Consider the following 15,704-nt stretch of genomic DNA (forward strand, 5'->3'; position numbering starts at 1 on the left):
GGCATCATTCCGCCGACGCTCCATCGGCCCTGATCCATCGTAAGTCCGAACTCGCGTCGCTCACGAAGCAAAGTCGAATTTCATTCGGGCCGATCAATCGGCCGGCATGCAGCTTCCCGCGATATAGGTGTCGACGGCTCGGCCGAGCCGCCCGGCAGCCGCGATCAAGTCGCGATCGTCATGTCCTGAAAAGCCGAGAATGAAGCCCTCCGTGCTGCTTGGGGACAGGCTGGTCTCGGACAGCAGTCTTGTTTCGACCGCAGCCATCGCGCGAATGCGGGCACCGGCATCGATGGGAAGGCCGGCGGGGAGATAGGCGACCATATGCAGGCCCTGCGGCGGCACGGCGATGCGCAGCCGCCCACGGCTCGCGTCCTCCAGCGCCGATGCAACGGTTTCGCGAGCCTGACGATAGCGCAGGCGAGCACGCCGAAGATGTGCGGCAAGCGCACCATTCGACATCAACTCGGCCACCGCATCCGACAGGAAGGCGGGCGGAAATCGATCAGCCGCGCTCCTGGCCTTTATCACCTGCTCGGCTACCGTCCGGGGCAGGACGAGGTATGCAAGGCGCAAAGAAGGAAACAGCGTCTTCGAGAAGGTGCCGCTATAGATCACGCGCTCGCCGCCAAGGCCGGCCAGCGCCGTAAGCGGTGGCCCGGCATAACGAAACTCGCTGTCGTAATCGTCTTCGATGATCCAGGCCTGCACCGCATTCGCCCAATCCAGCAACGCCACCCGCCGCGCCATGCTCATGGTGACGCCGGACGGAAATTGATGCGAGGGGGTCACGTAGGCGGCCCGCGCCAAGGGAGCGAGCTCTCGGCCATCGTCCACCCTGATGCCTTCGCCATCGACGGGCACCGGGATCAATTGCATCCCGGCGGCGCGCAAGGTGCCATGGGCTGCGTAATAGCCCGGCTCTTCCAGCCAGATCGCATCGCCCGGGGACAGCAGGGCTTCGGCGCACAGGCGCAAGCCCTGCTGCGTGCCGCCGGTGATCATGATGCAACCGGGATCGCAACGAATGCCCCGGCTGGCCGCGAGATGCCGGGCGATCTCGATTCGAAGCTGCAGGCTGCCGCGTGGATCGCCGTAGCCGAGCTGGTCCGTGCTCGCCGCGACGATATGACGGCGAACGCTCGTGCCGAGTTGGCGCAGCAGGCCGCCATCGACATGAGTCCGCCCCAACGCAAAGGCGCGGCTCGGAAGGCTTTCGACGTCGAGCCGTGTGGGAACCGCTGCTGAATGAGCCGCTGGCAGATTGACTGCCACATAGGTGCCAGAGCCATGCCGAGCCTCCGCCAGCCCATCGCTGAGGAGCTGTTCATAGGCCGCGACGACGGCATTGCGGGGCACACTCCATTGCTCGGACAGCGCCCTGCTGGATGGCAGCTTCAGACCGGCGCTCAAATAGCCGTCGACGATGGCCCCTCGCAGCGCGGCATGAACCCGCGACGCTTGATTGGAGATGCCCGCATCCAATGCGATCGGCAGGTCGAAAGTTCGCCGCGACGAAGTGGTTGCCATTTCCACTCTCAAAGTGGGCCTATCAACAACCACTTTCGCCATGCGACGCCTCTCAAGTCAAACGCCGAGCTGGGAGGCAGATCATGCGGGGAATCGGTGTGGGCTTGTTGTTCCTCGGCGCCTTGCTGACTGCCACGGGCTATGGCGCGACATTCTTGCTGACGGAGCATTTCCGCAGTCTCGGCGGCAGCGAGATCGAGACCGGCAGGGCTCTCGCCGGCGCGATGGTCGGCACCTTTGTCGGAGTTCCCCTGATCGGATGGGTCGGCGCCCGGTTCGGCGGCGCACGCCTTGCCGCCATCGGGTCCGTGCTGGTCGCTGCCGGCTATCTGCTGCTCGCCGGCATCACCTCTCTCCCCAGCTCCATCGTGATCGCCGGCTTTATGGTCGGCTGCGGCTGGGGGATGTTCTATCTGGCCGCCCCGATGGCGGTTTCGGAACGGGTGAGCGATCTCGACCGCGGCTTCTGGTTCACGCGCTTCGGCGCATTTCAGATGGCGGGTATCGGTGGCGGACCGGCATTGGCCCTGCTCTTCGTCAACCTGTTCGGCCTGTCGACCACCGCGCTTTTCCGCCTGCTCGCGCTCGCCTGCCTGTGTGCCTCCGCCTGCTTGTGGGCCTTCGAACTGACCACGCCTCGGCCAGCTCGCCCTCTCGCCGCTGGCACCCAGGCGCCAAAGAACTGGATCATGTCGATCGTCCCCCTGGCCGGAACCAGGGCGATCTATCCAATCCTCATGGTGGGGGTTGGGGCTTGCGTCTTTACGGGCATGCTGACGTTTCAAAGCTCGCTGGCGCGCGGCGGTGGCCTCGACCCCAGCCTGTACTTCACCACTTATGCACTCGTGGTTGTCGTCGCGCGCTTTACGCTCGCTCCCGCCATCAACCGCGCCGACGGCAGCCGGATGTCGGTCTTGCTGCTCATCCTGATGTCGGCTGGCGTTCTGACCTACTTCGCTATCGGCTATGGCGCTCCGGTCCAGATCGTCAGCGGCATCCTGCTGGGGCTCGGCTACGGGCTGGTCTACACGGTCATTCAGACGCAAGTCGTGAACGACGCGCCGGAAGCTCACCGTACCGGCGCGCTCACATGGTTCGTCATGTCGTACTTCGTCGGAATCTTCGGCTTCCCGGTGATCGGCGGGTGGCTGATCGTCCGCTGGGGCACACAGGCCTTCCTTGCGGTCGTCCTTGTCTGTGCCCTGGCCGAGCTTGCTCTGGCTCTCGTGCGGAACCGATCCCGCAGGAGCGATGATGCCGCGCTGACCACTGCTCCCCGCCCGTAATTGGGCGTTTCCTGCGGGGCAACGCCTCAAATGCGTCAGGGCTTCAGCGGCGGGACTTGCTTGGGGCTGTTGAGATCGAAGGTCTTGTTCAGCAGCGGATCGCGCGCCGTGCCTTCCGAAGCGTCGAAAGCGCGCGCCCTCGTACCGGCCGGACCGCTCCCTGCGTCGGCAGCGGCGCGACGGTTGCCCGGAACGGGGAAGGTTTCCGGCTCAGCCGCCTGATTGTCCGGGCGGCCGGCGGCCGGCGCCTCGGTGCGCTGATCGGGTGCCGGCGGCGGCTCGGCGCGGTCGACGCCGCCATCGACCGGCGGGCGGCCGGATTCGCGGCGGGCCGACTCGACCTGGCGCCAGCGCACGACATTGCGGTTGTGCTGATCGAGGGTCTCGGCGAAGGCGTGACCACCGCTGCCATCCGCGACGAAGTAGAGATCCTTGGTCCGCGAATGGTTGACGACCGCCTCCAGCGCCGCGCGGCCCGGATTGGCGATCGGACCCGGCGGTAGTCCCTCGATGACATAGGTGTTGTAGGGCGTCGCCTGGGTGATTTCGGGGCGGGTGATGCCGCGGCCGAGCGTGCCCTTGCCGCCGACGAGACCGTAGACGATCGTCGGATCGGATTGCAGCTTCATCTTGCGGTTCAGCCGATTGATGAAGACACCTGCGACGCGCGGGCGCTCATCAGCGCGGCCGGTCTCCTTCTCGACGATCGAGGCGAGGATCACCAGCTCCGCCGGCGTCTTGATCGGCAGATCGGCCGGCCGCTTGGCCCAGACTTCTCTGAGGATGCGGCTCTGATCGCGCGTCATCCGGTCGACGATGGCCTGGCGCGTCGAGCCGCGCTGGAACTTGTAGGTATCAGGCAGGATCTGCCCCTCGCGCGGCACCTGGATGACATCGCCGGAGAGCATATCGTTCTGCTGCAGGCGAGCCATGATCTGCTCGCTGGTCAGCCCCTCGGGGATGGTGATCGAATGCTCGACCGCCCTGCCCTCGGCGATGACGTCGAGGATGTCCTTCTGGCTGGCGCGCGCCTTGAACAGGTACTCACCGGCCTTGAGGCTGGCCGCCTTGCCCGAGGTGTAGGCCGAGACCTTGAAGGCCCAAGGATGCTCGATCAGCCCCTCGCGCTGCAGCAGGTCGGCGATCTCGGTCACCCCGTTCTCTTTTGGGATGATCAAGACGCGATCGGTCGCGAGCGGGCCGGGTGCCTTGCTGCGGCTGTCGAGATAGGCAATGCCGCCGCCGAGAGCGCCGGCCAGAATGAGGGCCGTCGTGAACAGCCCGCTGAGCAGGGCGATGAAGGGCGAGCGCCGGCGCTTGCGCACCTTCGGCGGCGGGGCCGGCGGCGCGACTGGCTTCAGCGCTTCATTGGGGCTCCTCGGCGCGACGCGAGGCGGCTGACTCATGGTGCTTTCGCCTGATTCCCTGACATCGCGCCCGGCGATGCCGGCGTCGACCCGTTCCAATGGCAATGCCGGCCGCATACTGGCACGACGGCGGCGACAGGCTAGCGAAAATTGTGGCGAAAGCGCGCTTGTCCTCAGTCGGCCAAGCGGCGCATCACCAGCGAGGCGTTGGTGCCGCCAAAGCCGAACGAATTCGACAGGGCGATATCGACCTTCCGCTTCTTGGCCTTGTGCGGCACGAGATCGAGCTCGGTCTCGACGGAGGGATTGTCGAGATTGATCGTCGGCGGCACGATCTGGTCGCGGATCGCCAGCACCGAGAAGATCGCCTCGATCGCGCCGGCGGCGCCGAGCAGGTGGCCGGTCGCCGACTTGGTCGAGGACATGGCCGGCCGGTTCGGCGCATTCGCGAGCAGGCGCTCGACGGCGCGCAGTTCAATCTCGTCGCCAACCTGAGTCGAGGTGCCGTGCGCGTTGATGTAGTCGACATCCGAGGCGCGCAGGCCCGCGCGCTTCAATGCCGCCTGCATGCAGCGATAGGCGCCGTCGCCATCCTCGGAGGGCGAGGTGATGTGGTAGGCGTCGCCCGACATGCCGTAGCCGACGATCTCGGCATAGATGCGCGCACCGCGCGCCCTGGCGTGCTCGAGCTCCTCGAGCACCACGACGCCGGCGCCCTCGCCCATGACGAAGCCGTCGCGATCCTTGTCATAAGGACGCGAGGCCTTCTCGGGCGTCTCGTTGAAGCCGGTCGACAGCGCCCGGCAGGCGCAGAAACCGGCGATGCCGATGCGGTTGATCGCCGATTCGGCGCCGCCCGCCAGCATGACCTCGGCATCGCCGAGCGCGACCATGCGGGCCGCATCGCCGATGGCATGAGCCCCGGTCGAGCAGGCGGTGACGACCGCGTGGTTCGGCCCTTTCAGCCCATGCTCGATCGAGACATAGCCGGCGGCGAGATTGCTGAGGCGGCCGGGGATGAAGAATGGCGAGAGCCGGCGTGGGCCGCGCTCCTTGAGCAGGAGCGAGGCCTCGTAGATGCCGCCCAGTCCGCCGATGCCGGAACCGATGGCGACACCGGTCGCGATCTGGTCCTCGTAGCTCTCGGGCTTCCAGCCGGAATCACGCAGCGCCTGCGTCGCCGCGGCCATGGCGAAGATGATGAAATCGTCGACCTTGCGCTGCTCCTTCGGCTCCATCCAATCATCGGGATTGAAGGTGCCGTTCGAGCCGTCGCCGCGCGGGATGCTGCAGGCGATCTGGGCCGGCAGGTCGGAAACGTCGAAAGTAGTGATCGGGCCGGCGCCGCTTTCGCCAGCCAGAATGCGCGACCAGCTCGGCTCGACCCCGCATCCGAGCGGGGTCACCATGCCCAGTCCGGTGACGACGACACGTCGCATCGGTCTTCCTCAATTCAGCTCCGGCGCGCGTGAAGCGCGCCGGGGCCAAGGCCTTGTCAGGCCGACTTCGACAGGAACTTGACCGCGTCGCCGACGGTCACGATCGTCTCGGCCGCGTCGTCCGGGATCTCGACGCCGAACTCTTCCTCGAAAGCCATGACCAGCTCGACCGTGTCGAGGCTGTCGGCGCCGAGGTCCTCGATGAAATTGGCGCCCTCGACAACCTTCTCCGGCTCAACGCCGAGGTGCTCGATCACGATCTTCTTCACGCGCTCGGCGACATCGCTCATGGGTCTTTCCCTCAAACCTCGAAAACACACCGCTGACAGCGACGCGTGGGTGAAAACTGATTTCCCGGCCCGGATCCTTCGCCTGGCGGCGGACCACGCCGGGAGTTCATGGCTGCACAAACGCAACAACCGGGCCGGCGTCAAGTCCCTTGAACACCGATCGGCGCTTGGCCGGCAGGGTCATTAACACACTCGTAATGGGCTGGCGAGAGCGCAACCCAAACCTTTAAGTGTGCAAAAAGACCCGTCTAACCGGCTCAGATCATTACCATTCCGCCGTTGACGTGCAGGGTCTGCCCGGTGACGTAGCCGGCCTCGTCGCTGGCGAGATAGGCGACAGCGGCGGCAACGTCCGCTCCCTGCCCAAGACGCCCCATCGGAACGTCGGCCAGAATGCCCTCGCGCTGCTTGTCGTTCAGCGCGTCGGTCATCGGCGACTCGATGAAGCCCGGCGCGACGACGTTGACGGTGATATTGCGGCTCGCCACTTCCGCAGCCAGCGACTTCGACATGCCGACCAGCCCTGCCTTGGAGGCGGCATAGTTGCCCTGCCCGGGATTGCCGCCGGTGCCGACGACCGAACCGATCGAGATGATGCGGCCATAGCGGCGGCGCATCATGGTCTTGACCGCGGCGCGCGAGAGCCGGAAGGCGGCTGTGAGGTTGACGGCGAGGACGAGGTCCCAGTCATCGTCCTTCAGACGCATGAATAGGTTGTCGCGGGTCACGCCGGCATTGTTGACGAGAATGTCGAGCCCACCGAGCTTGGCCTCGGCCGCCGGCACCAGCGCCTCGACCGAATCGCGGTCGGACAGATCGCAAGGGGCGATCTCGGTCCGCTCGCCCAACTCCTTCGCCAACGCCTCGAGCGCCTCGACGCGAGTCCCGGACAGGGCGACGGTCGCGCCCTGGGCATGCAGCCTGCGCGCGATGGCGCCACCGAGGCCGCCGGTCGCGCCGGTGACCAGCGCCTTCTTACCCGTCAGATCGAGCATATTGCCTCCCTTGTCCCGGCTCTGGCGCCGGTTCAGCCCTTCTGGGCCTTGTAAGCCGCGATATCATCGGGCGAACCGATCGACACCGCAGCCGTTCCCGCCGCGATGCGCTTGACCAGACCGGCGAGCACCTTGCCCGAGCCGACCTCGTAGAACTGGGTCACGCCGGCAACCGCCATCGCCTCGACGCATTCGCGCCAGCGCACGGTACCGGTGACCTGCGCCACCAGCGAGGCGCGGATCGCGGCCGGATCGCTGAGCGGAGCGGCGCCGACATTGGCCATCACCGGCACGACCGGCGCCTGCATCGAGACCTCCGCGAGCGCCGCCTGCATGGCTTCGGCCGCTGGCTGCATCAGGGCGCAATGGAAGGGCGCGGAGACCGGCAGCAGCATGGCGCGACGCACGCCGCGCTCGCCGGCGAGCGCGATTGCCCGCTCGACCGCCGCCTTGGCGCCGGACAGGACGACCTGACCGCCGCCATTGTCGTTGGCCGCCTGGCAGACCTGGCCCTGCGCGGCATCGGCTGCGATGGCGCGGGCCTGGTCGAGCTCGACGCCGAGCAGCGCCGCCATCGCGCCCTCGCCGGCCGGCACGGCCTTCTGCATCGCATCGCCACGGATGCGCAGCAGGCGGGCCGTGTCACCGATCGAGAAGGTGCCGGCCGCCGCCAGCGCCGAATATTCGCCGAGCGAGTGGCCGGCGACGAAGGCCGCGTCGCTCTTGAGCGAGAGCCCAGCCTCGGCCTCGAGCACACGGATCGCAGCGAGGCTCGTCGCCATCAGCGCCGGTTGGGTATTGGCCGTCAGGGTCAGCTCTTCGCCAGGACCTTCCCACATCAAGGTGGAGAGCTTCTGCGAGAGCGCGGCATCGACCTCGTCGAAGACAGCCCGCGCCGCCGGGAAGGCTTCGGCAAGCGCCTTGCCCATCCCAACTGCCTGCGAACCCTGCCCCGGAAAGATGAACGCCGTCGCCATATCGCACTGATCCTGAAAACGATGCTTGGTTAACAAGTTGGGGCGCACTCGCACCGTGCAGCCGACCAAGTCAAGGCGTTTACGCGACGAAAGTCGACTTGCACCGGCATTTTCCGGTGTTTTCCGCTTGCATGATGGTCTGCCTCGCTGTAACGACCGCCTCGGTTTGTTCGGCCGGAGGCTGAACGGACGGCGAGGCGATTCCCACAAGGAAGCGTTTCGTAGGCTCCTCATTGAAGGGCCGCCGTCCCGTGTCTCCGCCTTCGAAGAAATCCTGTCGGGCCTTTATCCAGGGCTCGGAGGGCTCCGCGTCGAACGAAACCGGTGAACGAAGAAAGGCCAATCATGGCATTGTACGAGCACGTTCTGCTCGCGCGGCAAGATGTCAGCGCGCAGCAGGTCGAGGCCCTTGTCGAGCAGTTCAAGGGCATCGTCGAGGCGAATGGCGGTTCCGTCCCCAAGGTCGAGTACTGGGGCGTGAAGTCGCTGGGCTATCGCATCAAGAAGAACCGCAAGGCGCACTACTCGCTCTTGAACATCAACGCTCCCGCCGCGGCGATCGCCGAGATGGAGCGCCAGATGCGCATCAACGAAGATGTGCTGCGCTTCATGACCATCCGCGTCGAGGAGCTCGAGGAAGGCCAGTCGGTCATGCTGCAGAAGCGCGACCGCGACGAGCGCAGCGATCGCTTCGACCGCGGCCCCGGCGGCGGCGACCGTTTCGACCGCGGCCCGCGCCGCGAGCGTCCGCGTCGTGACGACGAAGCGACCACCGAAACCCCCGCTGGGGAGGCCTGAGCATGTCGACTGCATCCGCCGGCGCTCGCCGCCCCTTCTTCCGTCGCCGCAAGTCCTGCCCGTTCTCGGGCGAGGGCGCGCCGAAGATCGACTACAAGGATGTGCGCCTGCTCTCGCGCTACATCTCCGAGCGCGGCAAGATCGTGCCGTCGCGCATCACGGCCGTCTCGGCCAAGAAGCAGCGTGAGCTCGCCCAGGCGATCAAGCGCGCCCGCTTCCTGGGCCTGCTGCCCTACGTCATCCGCTGAGCGGATGAGGATTTTCCCGGCGGCGCCAAGCGCCGCCGGGTCTTCTATCTGACATAAGCCTACTGCATCGGCTTTTCCGAAAACCGGTTTCCACTTTTCGGGCCGATGCTTTCGAGTCGCCAGGCGGTGAAAACCCGTCTGGTATGTTGAGGCGATCAGCCTCTCACCCTGCCCTTTTGAGCAGCGGGACAGCAGGACGGACATGTTACCTATCGTCGGCATCGGCGCCGGGCTGGTCTCAGCCCTTCTGTTCACAGTGGTGATCACCGGATCGCCGCTGGCGCTGCTGTTGTCCTATGTCGCCCCGCTCCCGGTCTTCATCGCCGCACTCGGCTGGAACCATCGCGCCGGGCTGGTGGCAGTCGCCGCCGGCACGCTTGCCGTCACCGTCGTGCTCAAGCTGTCGCTCGGCCTCGCCTTCGCGATCGGCGCGGCACTGCCGGCCTGGTGGATCGCCTACCTGGCCTTGCTCGCCCGCAACGACGGCCAGGGCAACAGCGAATGGTATCCGCTCGGGCGCCTGCTGGTCTGGATCGCTACCGTCGCGACGCTGGTGACGGTCGGCGGCGCGCTCGCCATCTCGACCGATTTCGAAACCTATCACCGCGTGATGACGCACGGCCTGCAGCTGGTGCTTACCGGGGGCCAGGGCATCGGCCCGGTGGTCCGACTGCCGGCCGGCGTGGATGCCGGCGAGCTCGCGGCGCGGCTCACAGCCCTGGTCCCTGCCGCGGCCGGCGCCTCCTTCGTGCCGATGATCGTCGCCAATCTCTGGCTGGCGGCGAAGGCGGTCCAGCTTTCCGGCCGGCTGCCGCGGCCCTGGCCTTTCATCCCGTCGACCCGTTTGCCGCCCCTGGCCGTGGCCGGCCTCGTCGGCGGCATCCTGCTGAGCCTCGCCGGCGGTTTCGTCGGCCTTGCGGGCGCAGCTCTTGCCGGCGCGCTGATCGCTGCATTCGGGCTCGCCGGGCTTGCCGCCATCCACGATCTCAGCCGCGGCAAGGCCTGGCGGTCGCCGACCCTGTTCGCGCTCTATCTCGCGCTGGTGATCATGCTGATCACCGTCTTCCCATTTCTCGCGCTGCTCGGCATCGCCGACGCGCTGATCGACCTTCGCCGGCGCAAGCCGCCAGCGTCGCCTGCTGCCTGAACCTACGCCTATTCACGAACTCAAAGGAGAAGACTCATGGAAGTGATCCTGCTCGAACGCGTCGCCAAGCTCGGCCAGATGGGCGAGACCGTGCGCGTGCGCGACGGCTATGCCCGCAATTTCCTGCTCGCCCGTGGCAAGGCCCTGCGCGCCACCGAAGAGAACAAGAAGCGCTTCGAGACCCAGCGCGCCCAGCTCGAGACCCGTAACCTCGAGCTGAAGCGCGAGGCCGATTCGGTCGCCGAGAGCCTGAACGGGCAGTCGGTCGTGATCCTGCGCCAGTCGGGCGAGTCCGGCGTGCTCTATGGCTCGGTCTCGACCCGCGACATCGCTGAGGCGCTGAGCGCCGCCGGCTTCTCGGTCGACCGCAACCAGGTCACGTTGAACACCCCGATCAAGACGCTCGGCCTGCACACCGTCCCGGTCGTGCTGCATCCGGAAGTCTCGGTCACCGTGACCGTGAACGTCGCCCGCTCGGCTGAAGAGGCTCAGCGCCAGGCCGCCGGCGAGAACGTCACCGCCCGCGAGGAGTTCGACCTCGACGATCTCGGCCTCGAGGTCGGCGCGGCGCTGGCCGAGGCCGGCGACGACGACCGCTGAGCCCTTTCAGAGGCTTGCACGAGTCAATGGGCGCCGTGGCAACACGGCGCCCTTTTTGTATCGCCTGTGAACTTGGGTGGATTGCGTTCCTGACACTCGCCAAGCGCCAGCAAATGCTAGAGTGAACTAGTCCCGACTCATCCTAGCGAGATTGCCTGCAGGCTATGGCCACTGCCACCGCCCTCGTCGCCCGCCTCGAGACGAATCAAGAGGCGAACTTCCGCGTCCAGCCGCACAATATCGAGGCTGAGCAGGCGCTGCTGGGCGCCATCCTGGTCAACAACGACGCGTTCTACCGGGTCTCGGACTTCCTGCAGCCCGAGCACTTCTTCGAGGAGTTGCACCGGCGGATCTTCGAGCTGATGAGCAGCATGATCCGGGCGGGCAAGATAGCGACGCCGATCACGCTCAAGACCTTCGTCGGCGAGATCGACCTCGGCGGCATCACCGCGCCGCAATATCTCGCCCGGCTCGCGGCCGAGGCGACGACCGTCATCAACGCCGCCGACTATGGCCGGACCATCTATGACCTCGCCATCCGCCGCCAGCTGATCGGCGTCGGCGAGGAACTGGTCAACGTCGCCTATGACGCGCCGGTCGAGATGGCGCCGCGCGAGCAGATCGAGGACGCCGAGCGCAAGCTCTACGCGCTCGCCGAAAAGGGCCGCTACGAAGGCGGCTTCCAGAAATTCGACGGGGCGCTGCGGCTCGCCATCGACATGGCGGCTAGCGCCTTCCAGCGAGCCGGCGGCCTCTCCGGTATCTCGTCCGGCCTGCGCGACCTCGACCAGCGCATGGGCGGCCTGCAGCGCTCCGACCTGATCGTGCTCGCCGGCCGCCCGGCCATGGGCAAGACTTCGCTCGCCACCAACATCGCCTTCAACATGGCCAAGGCCTGGCGCGGCGAGCGCCAGGAGGACGGCTCGATCAAGTCGGTCGACGGCGCCATCGTCGGCTTCTTCTCGCTCGAAATGTCGGCTGACCAGCTGGCCACCCGTATCGTCGCCGAGCAATCCAGCATCTCTTCCTACAAGATCAGGCAGGGCCGCATCACCGAGGCCGATTTCGCCCGGCTGACCGACGTTGCGGCCCAGATCGAGAAGTTGCCGCTCTATATCGACCAGACCGGCGGCATCTCGATCGCCCAGTTGGTCGCCCGCGCCCGCCGGCTGCAACGCCAGAAGGGTCTCGACGTCCTGTTCATCGACTACCTGCAGCTGCTCTCCGGCTCGTCGAAGAAGGGCGAGAACCGCGTGCAGGAGCTGACCGAAATCACCACCAGCCTGAAGGCGCTGGCCAAGGAGCTCAACGTCCCGATCATCGCGCTCTCCCAGCTCTCGCGCCAGGTCGAGAACCGCGACGACAAGCGCCCGCAGCTCTCGGACCTGCGTGAATCCGGCTCGATCGAGCAGGACGCCGACGTGGTGATGTTCGTCTATCGCGAAGAGTACTATCTCAAGGCCAAGGAGCCCCGGCCGGGCACCGATGAGCACAACAAGTGGGTGATGGAGATGGAGGCGGCGCATGGGCTGGCCGAGCTCATCATCGGCAAGCAGCGCCACGGCCCGACCGGAACCGTCGCGCTGCAGTTCGACGCCGACGTGACGCGCTTCTCCGACAGGGCTGACCAGAGCCATCTACCGGAACGCCTCGAATGAACGCCTTCGACACGCCCGAAAACGCCGGTCACGGCGCCATCCTGACGATCGATCTCGGCGCGCTCGTCGCCAATTGGCGCATGCTGAAACAGCGTGCCGGCACGGAGGCCGCCGCCGTGGTCAAGGCCAATGCCTATGGCATCGGCATCGAGCCGGCGGTGACCGCGCTTGCCAAGGCCGGCTGCAAGAGCTTCTTCGTCGCGCACCTCTCGGAAGCCGTGCGGGCGCGCGCCGTCGCGCCGGAGGCGACGATCTACGTGCTCAATGGCCTCGCGCCGGAGACCGGCGGGATTTATGCCGAGCACGACCTCTCGCCGGTGCTGGGCTCGCATGAGGAGCTGCTCGAATGGGCCGGTTTCCGGCAGAGCGGCGCCAGGGTCAGGCCGGCAGCACTGCATGTCGACACGGCGATGAACCGGCTCGGCCTCTGGCCCGGAGAAGGCCTCGACCTGGCGCGCGAGAAGAGCGGGGTCATCGCGGCCGCCGGCATCGGGCTGGTGATGAGCCATTTCGCCGCCTCGGAGGTGATCGACGACCCGGCCAATGCCCGGCAGGTATCGGCCTTCGCCGAAATCGCCGCGGCCTTCCCAGGCGTGCCCGCCTCGCTGCTCAACTCCTCCGGCCACTTCCTGCCGGGCTGCCCGTCCTATCAGCTCACCCGGCCGGGCTATGCGCTCTATGGCGGCAATCCGACGCCCGGAAAGCCGAATCCGATGCAGCCCGTCGTCGGGCTCGAGGCGCAGATCATCCAGCTGCGCGAGGTCGAGGCCGGAACGCAGGTCGGCTATAACGGCACCTGGACGGCGAAAAGTCGGCGCAAGCTCGCGACCATCTGCCTGGGCTATGCCGACGGCTATCCGCGCAATGGCAGCTGGACCGACCGCTCGCAAGGCGGCTCGGCGCTGGTCGGCGGCGTGCGCTGCCCCTTCGTCGGCACGGTCTCGATGGATCTGATCATCGTCGACGTCTCCGACGCCCCGGCCGATGCGGCCGTGCGTGGCGCGGCGGTGACGCTGATCGGCGGCGAGCTCGACCTCGAAGCGGTCGGCGCCGGCGCCAAGACGATCGGCTATGAGATCCTGACCAGCCTCGGCCGCCGCCATGTGCGGCGCTATCTCGGGCTCTAGGGCGTAAATGGCCAAGCGCGGCCCGACTTACATCTGCCAAGCCTGCGGCGCGGTCTACCATCGCTGGCAGGGCAAGTGCGATTCCTGCGGCACCTGGTCGTCTCTGTCCGAGGAGGCGCAGGCTGCGCCGGCTCCCGGTGGCGGCCGGCCGCCCTCGGGTGGGCGGGCGCGCGGCCGTATCTTCGCGCTGGAGAGCCTGAAGGGCGAGACGCAGGATGCTCCGCGCATCGTCTCCAGCATCGGCGAACTCGACCGCGTCACCGGCGGTGGCTTCGTGCCGGGCTCGGTCCTCCTGATCGGCGGCGATCCCGGCATCGGCAAGTCGACGCTGCTGATGCAGGCCTGCGCCGCCATGGCGATGACCGGCCGGCGCGTCGTCTATGTCTCCGGCGAGGAATCGACCAGCCAGGTCCGCCTGCGGGCCCAGCGCATGGGCCTCGCCGAGGCGCCTGTCGACCTCGCGGCCGAAACCAATATCGAGGACATCATCGCGACCCTCGGCCAGGGCGAGCGCCCTGCCCTCGTGGTGATCGATTCGATCCAAACCATGTGGTCGTCCGAAGTCGAGAGCGCGCCCGGCACCGTGACCCAGGTGCGCGGCTCGGCCCAGGCGCTGATCCGCTATGCCAAGACCTCCGGCGCCTGCCTGATCCTGGTCGGCCACGTCACCAAGGACGGCCAAATCGCCGGGCCGCGCGTGGTCGAGCACATGGTCGACGCGGTTTTGTCCTTCGAGGGCGAAGGCACGCATTCCTTCCGCATCCTGCGCGGCCAGAAGAACCGCTTCGGCGCGACCGACGAGATCGGCGTCTTCGAGATGACCGGCGCCGGCCTCTCCGAAGTCGGCAACCCCTCTGCCCTGTTCCTCGCCGGACGCGACCAGGATGCGCCGGGTGCGGCCGTGCTCGCCAGCATCGAAGGCACGCGGCCGGTGCTGGTCGAGATCCAGGCGCTGGTCGCACCGAGCGCGCTCGGCACGCCGCGCCGCGCCGTGGTCGGCTGGGAGAACAGCCGCCTCGCCATGGTGCTGGCCGTGCTGGAGACGCATGGCGGCCTGAAGCTCGGCCAGCACGACGTCTATCTCAACGTCGCCGGCGGCCTGCGCGTCGGCGAGCCGGCAGCGGACCTTGCCGTGGCCGCTGCGCTTGTCTCCTCGCTCACCGGCGCGATCCTGCCCTCGGGCGCGGTTCATTTTGGCGAGATCGCCCTGTCGGGTGCGATCCGACCCGTCTCGGTCGCTGCAGCGCGGCTGCGCGAGGCTGCCAAGCTCGGTTTCGAGAGCGCCGTATTGCCTTCGGCGGGAGCCGATATCGGCGACGGAAACGGCCTGAGACTGAGGCGCCTTAGCCACGTTGGCGAACTCGTTGCAGAAATCGCGGCGAGTGCCCCTCGCCGCAGTGCAAAATGAGCCGACTGCATGGGTGACGCGCGGCACGCGAGCGGGTATAGCAAAATCCGCCCGGCCCACCCATTTGACGCGTGCCGGCCCCGATTTTGCAGCGAAGCGGCCCTGACATGCCTGTGACCATTCTCGATCTCGTCGTCATCGGCGTGGTGCTGATCTCGGCTTTGCTGGCAGCCGTGCGCGGGCTGACGCGCGAAGTGCTGGCGATCGCGTCCTGGGCCGCCGCCGCCGTCGTCGCCTGGATCTTCCACCCACAGCTGCTGCCGCTGGCGCAGCAGTATATTCCCAATAAGACCGTGGCGCTGGTCGCGGTGATCGCGGCGCTGTTCCTCGGCACGCTGATCGTCGTCTCGCTGATCACGGCGCGGATCTCGGACTTCGTGCTCGATTCGCGCATCGGTGCGCTCGACCGCACCCTCGGCTTCGTCTTCGGCGCCGCCCGCGGCCTGCTGCTGGCAGTCGTCGGCTATCTCTTCTTCACTGCGCTGGTGCCGGAGAAGATGCAGCCGGCCTGGGCGCGCGATTCGCGCTCGAAGCCATTGCTGGAAGAAACCGGCCGCAGCCTGCTCACAATGTTGCCGCAGGATATCGATTCAGAGTTCGTGAAGAAGCTGCTGCAGCCGAAGGCGCCCGAGGCGACGGAGCCGCCGGCCGAGGAGCCGCGCACGCCCGGCACCAACCCACCGGCCGGCACCGCCCCTGCCGACCCGCAGCGCCGCACCCAGGCGCCCGCCACCGACCGGCAGGCGCTGCAGCGCGTGATCGATACGACCGCTCCGGCCGCCACCGGCGCGACACCTGCCCCGGCGCAACGCCGGCCCTAACTGAGACCAGAGC

The 15,704-nt window shown here is 67.2% G+C and carries 15 protein-coding genes; 9 read left to right on the forward strand and 6 right to left on the reverse strand.

Going from position 1 to position 15,704, the window contains the following annotated elements; all coding sequences use genetic code 11:
• Window positions 1–93 precede the first annotated feature (93 nt).
• Window positions 94–1,572 carry a MocR-like pyridoxine biosynthesis transcription factor PdxR gene (pdxR, locus tag AC07O0_RS08560; RefSeq protein WP_494621913.1) on the reverse strand — a complete coding sequence of 493 codons (1,479 nt, stop codon included), beginning with the start codon at window positions 1,570–1,572 and terminating at the stop codon, window positions 94–96.
• A gap of 41 nt (window positions 1,573–1,613) precedes the next feature.
• Between pdxR and AC07O0_RS08565 the strand changes: the two genes are divergently transcribed.
• Entirely contained in the window at window positions 1,614–2,816 is a 1,203-nt protein-coding gene (locus tag AC07O0_RS08565; RefSeq protein WP_494621915.1) for an MFS transporter, read from the forward strand.
• Window positions 2,817–2,851: 35 nt separating this feature from the next.
• Here the strand turns inward: AC07O0_RS08565 and mltG are convergent, their stop codons facing one another.
• The 5 genes from mltG to fabD form a co-directional block, all read right to left on the reverse strand.
• Window positions 2,852–4,222: an endolytic transglycosylase MltG gene (mltG, locus tag AC07O0_RS08570; protein WP_494621917.1), complete on the reverse strand. Its 1,371-nt coding sequence runs from the start codon at window positions 4,220–4,222 to the stop codon at window positions 2,852–2,854.
• 134 nt (window positions 4,223–4,356) lie between these two features.
• The gene (fabF, locus tag AC07O0_RS08575) at window positions 4,357–5,622 is read right to left on the reverse strand and encodes a beta-ketoacyl-ACP synthase II (protein ID WP_494621919.1); all 1,266 of its coding nucleotides are present in this window, start codon (window positions 5,620–5,622) and stop codon (window positions 4,357–4,359) included.
• 56 nt (window positions 5,623–5,678) lie between these two features.
• On the reverse strand, window positions 5,679–5,912 hold the full coding sequence (locus AC07O0_RS08580; RefSeq protein ID WP_043236751.1) for an acyl carrier protein: 234 nt from the start codon (window positions 5,910–5,912) through the stop codon (window positions 5,679–5,681).
• 257 nt (window positions 5,913–6,169) lie between these two features.
• Entirely contained in the window at window positions 6,170–6,907 is a 738-nt protein-coding gene (gene fabG, locus AC07O0_RS08585) for a 3-oxoacyl-[acyl-carrier-protein] reductase (protein ID WP_494621922.1), read from the reverse strand.
• 32 nt (window positions 6,908–6,939) lie between these two features.
• Entirely contained in the window at window positions 6,940–7,884 is a 945-nt protein-coding gene (gene fabD / locus AC07O0_RS08590) for an ACP S-malonyltransferase (RefSeq protein ID WP_494621924.1), read from the reverse strand.
• Between the two features lie 345 nt (window positions 7,885–8,229).
• Between fabD and rpsF the strand changes: the two genes are divergently transcribed.
• The 8 genes from rpsF (at window position 8,230) to AC07O0_RS08630 (ending at window position 15,691) form a co-directional block, all read left to right on the forward strand.
• Window positions 8,230–8,682, forward strand: a complete 453-nt coding sequence (gene rpsF / locus AC07O0_RS08595; protein ID WP_494621926.1) for a 30S ribosomal protein S6 — start codon at window positions 8,230–8,232, stop codon at window positions 8,680–8,682.
• A 2-nt stretch (window positions 8,683–8,684) separates the two neighbouring features.
• The gene (gene rpsR, locus AC07O0_RS08600) at window positions 8,685–8,930 is read left to right on the forward strand and encodes a 30S ribosomal protein S18 (protein ID WP_038367644.1); all 246 of its coding nucleotides are present in this window, start codon (window positions 8,685–8,687) and stop codon (window positions 8,928–8,930) included.
• A 202-nt stretch (window positions 8,931–9,132) separates the two neighbouring features.
• A complete protein-coding gene (locus AC07O0_RS08605; RefSeq protein ID WP_494621928.1) occupies window positions 9,133–10,077 on the forward strand; it encodes a DUF2232 domain-containing protein in 945 nt (314 codons plus the stop codon).
• Between the two features lie 36 nt (window positions 10,078–10,113).
• A complete protein-coding gene (rplI, locus tag AC07O0_RS08610) occupies window positions 10,114–10,677 on the forward strand; it encodes a 50S ribosomal protein L9 (RefSeq protein ID WP_494621930.1) in 564 nt (187 codons plus the stop codon).
• Between the two features lie 164 nt (window positions 10,678–10,841).
• Window positions 10,842–12,335, forward strand: coding sequence for a replicative DNA helicase (locus tag AC07O0_RS08615; RefSeq protein ID WP_494621932.1), 1,494 nt, complete (start codon window positions 10,842–10,844; stop codon window positions 12,333–12,335).
• Window positions 12,332–13,462, forward strand: a complete 1,131-nt coding sequence (alr, locus tag AC07O0_RS08620; protein ID WP_494621934.1) for an alanine racemase — start codon at window positions 12,332–12,334, stop codon at window positions 13,460–13,462. Before AC07O0_RS08615 ends, alr begins: the two co-directional genes overlap by 4 nt.
• Before the next feature lie 7 nt (window positions 13,463–13,469).
• A complete protein-coding gene (gene radA / locus AC07O0_RS08625; protein WP_494621936.1) occupies window positions 13,470–14,870 on the forward strand; it encodes a DNA repair protein RadA in 1,401 nt (466 codons plus the stop codon).
• Between the two features lie 107 nt (window positions 14,871–14,977).
• Window positions 14,978–15,691, forward strand: coding sequence for a CvpA family protein (locus AC07O0_RS08630; protein ID WP_494621938.1), 714 nt, complete (start codon window positions 14,978–14,980; stop codon window positions 15,689–15,691).
• Window positions 15,692–15,704: the final 13 nt, after the last annotated feature.

It is taken from the genome of Allobosea sp. GW821-FHT10B12, assembly GCF_059415545.1.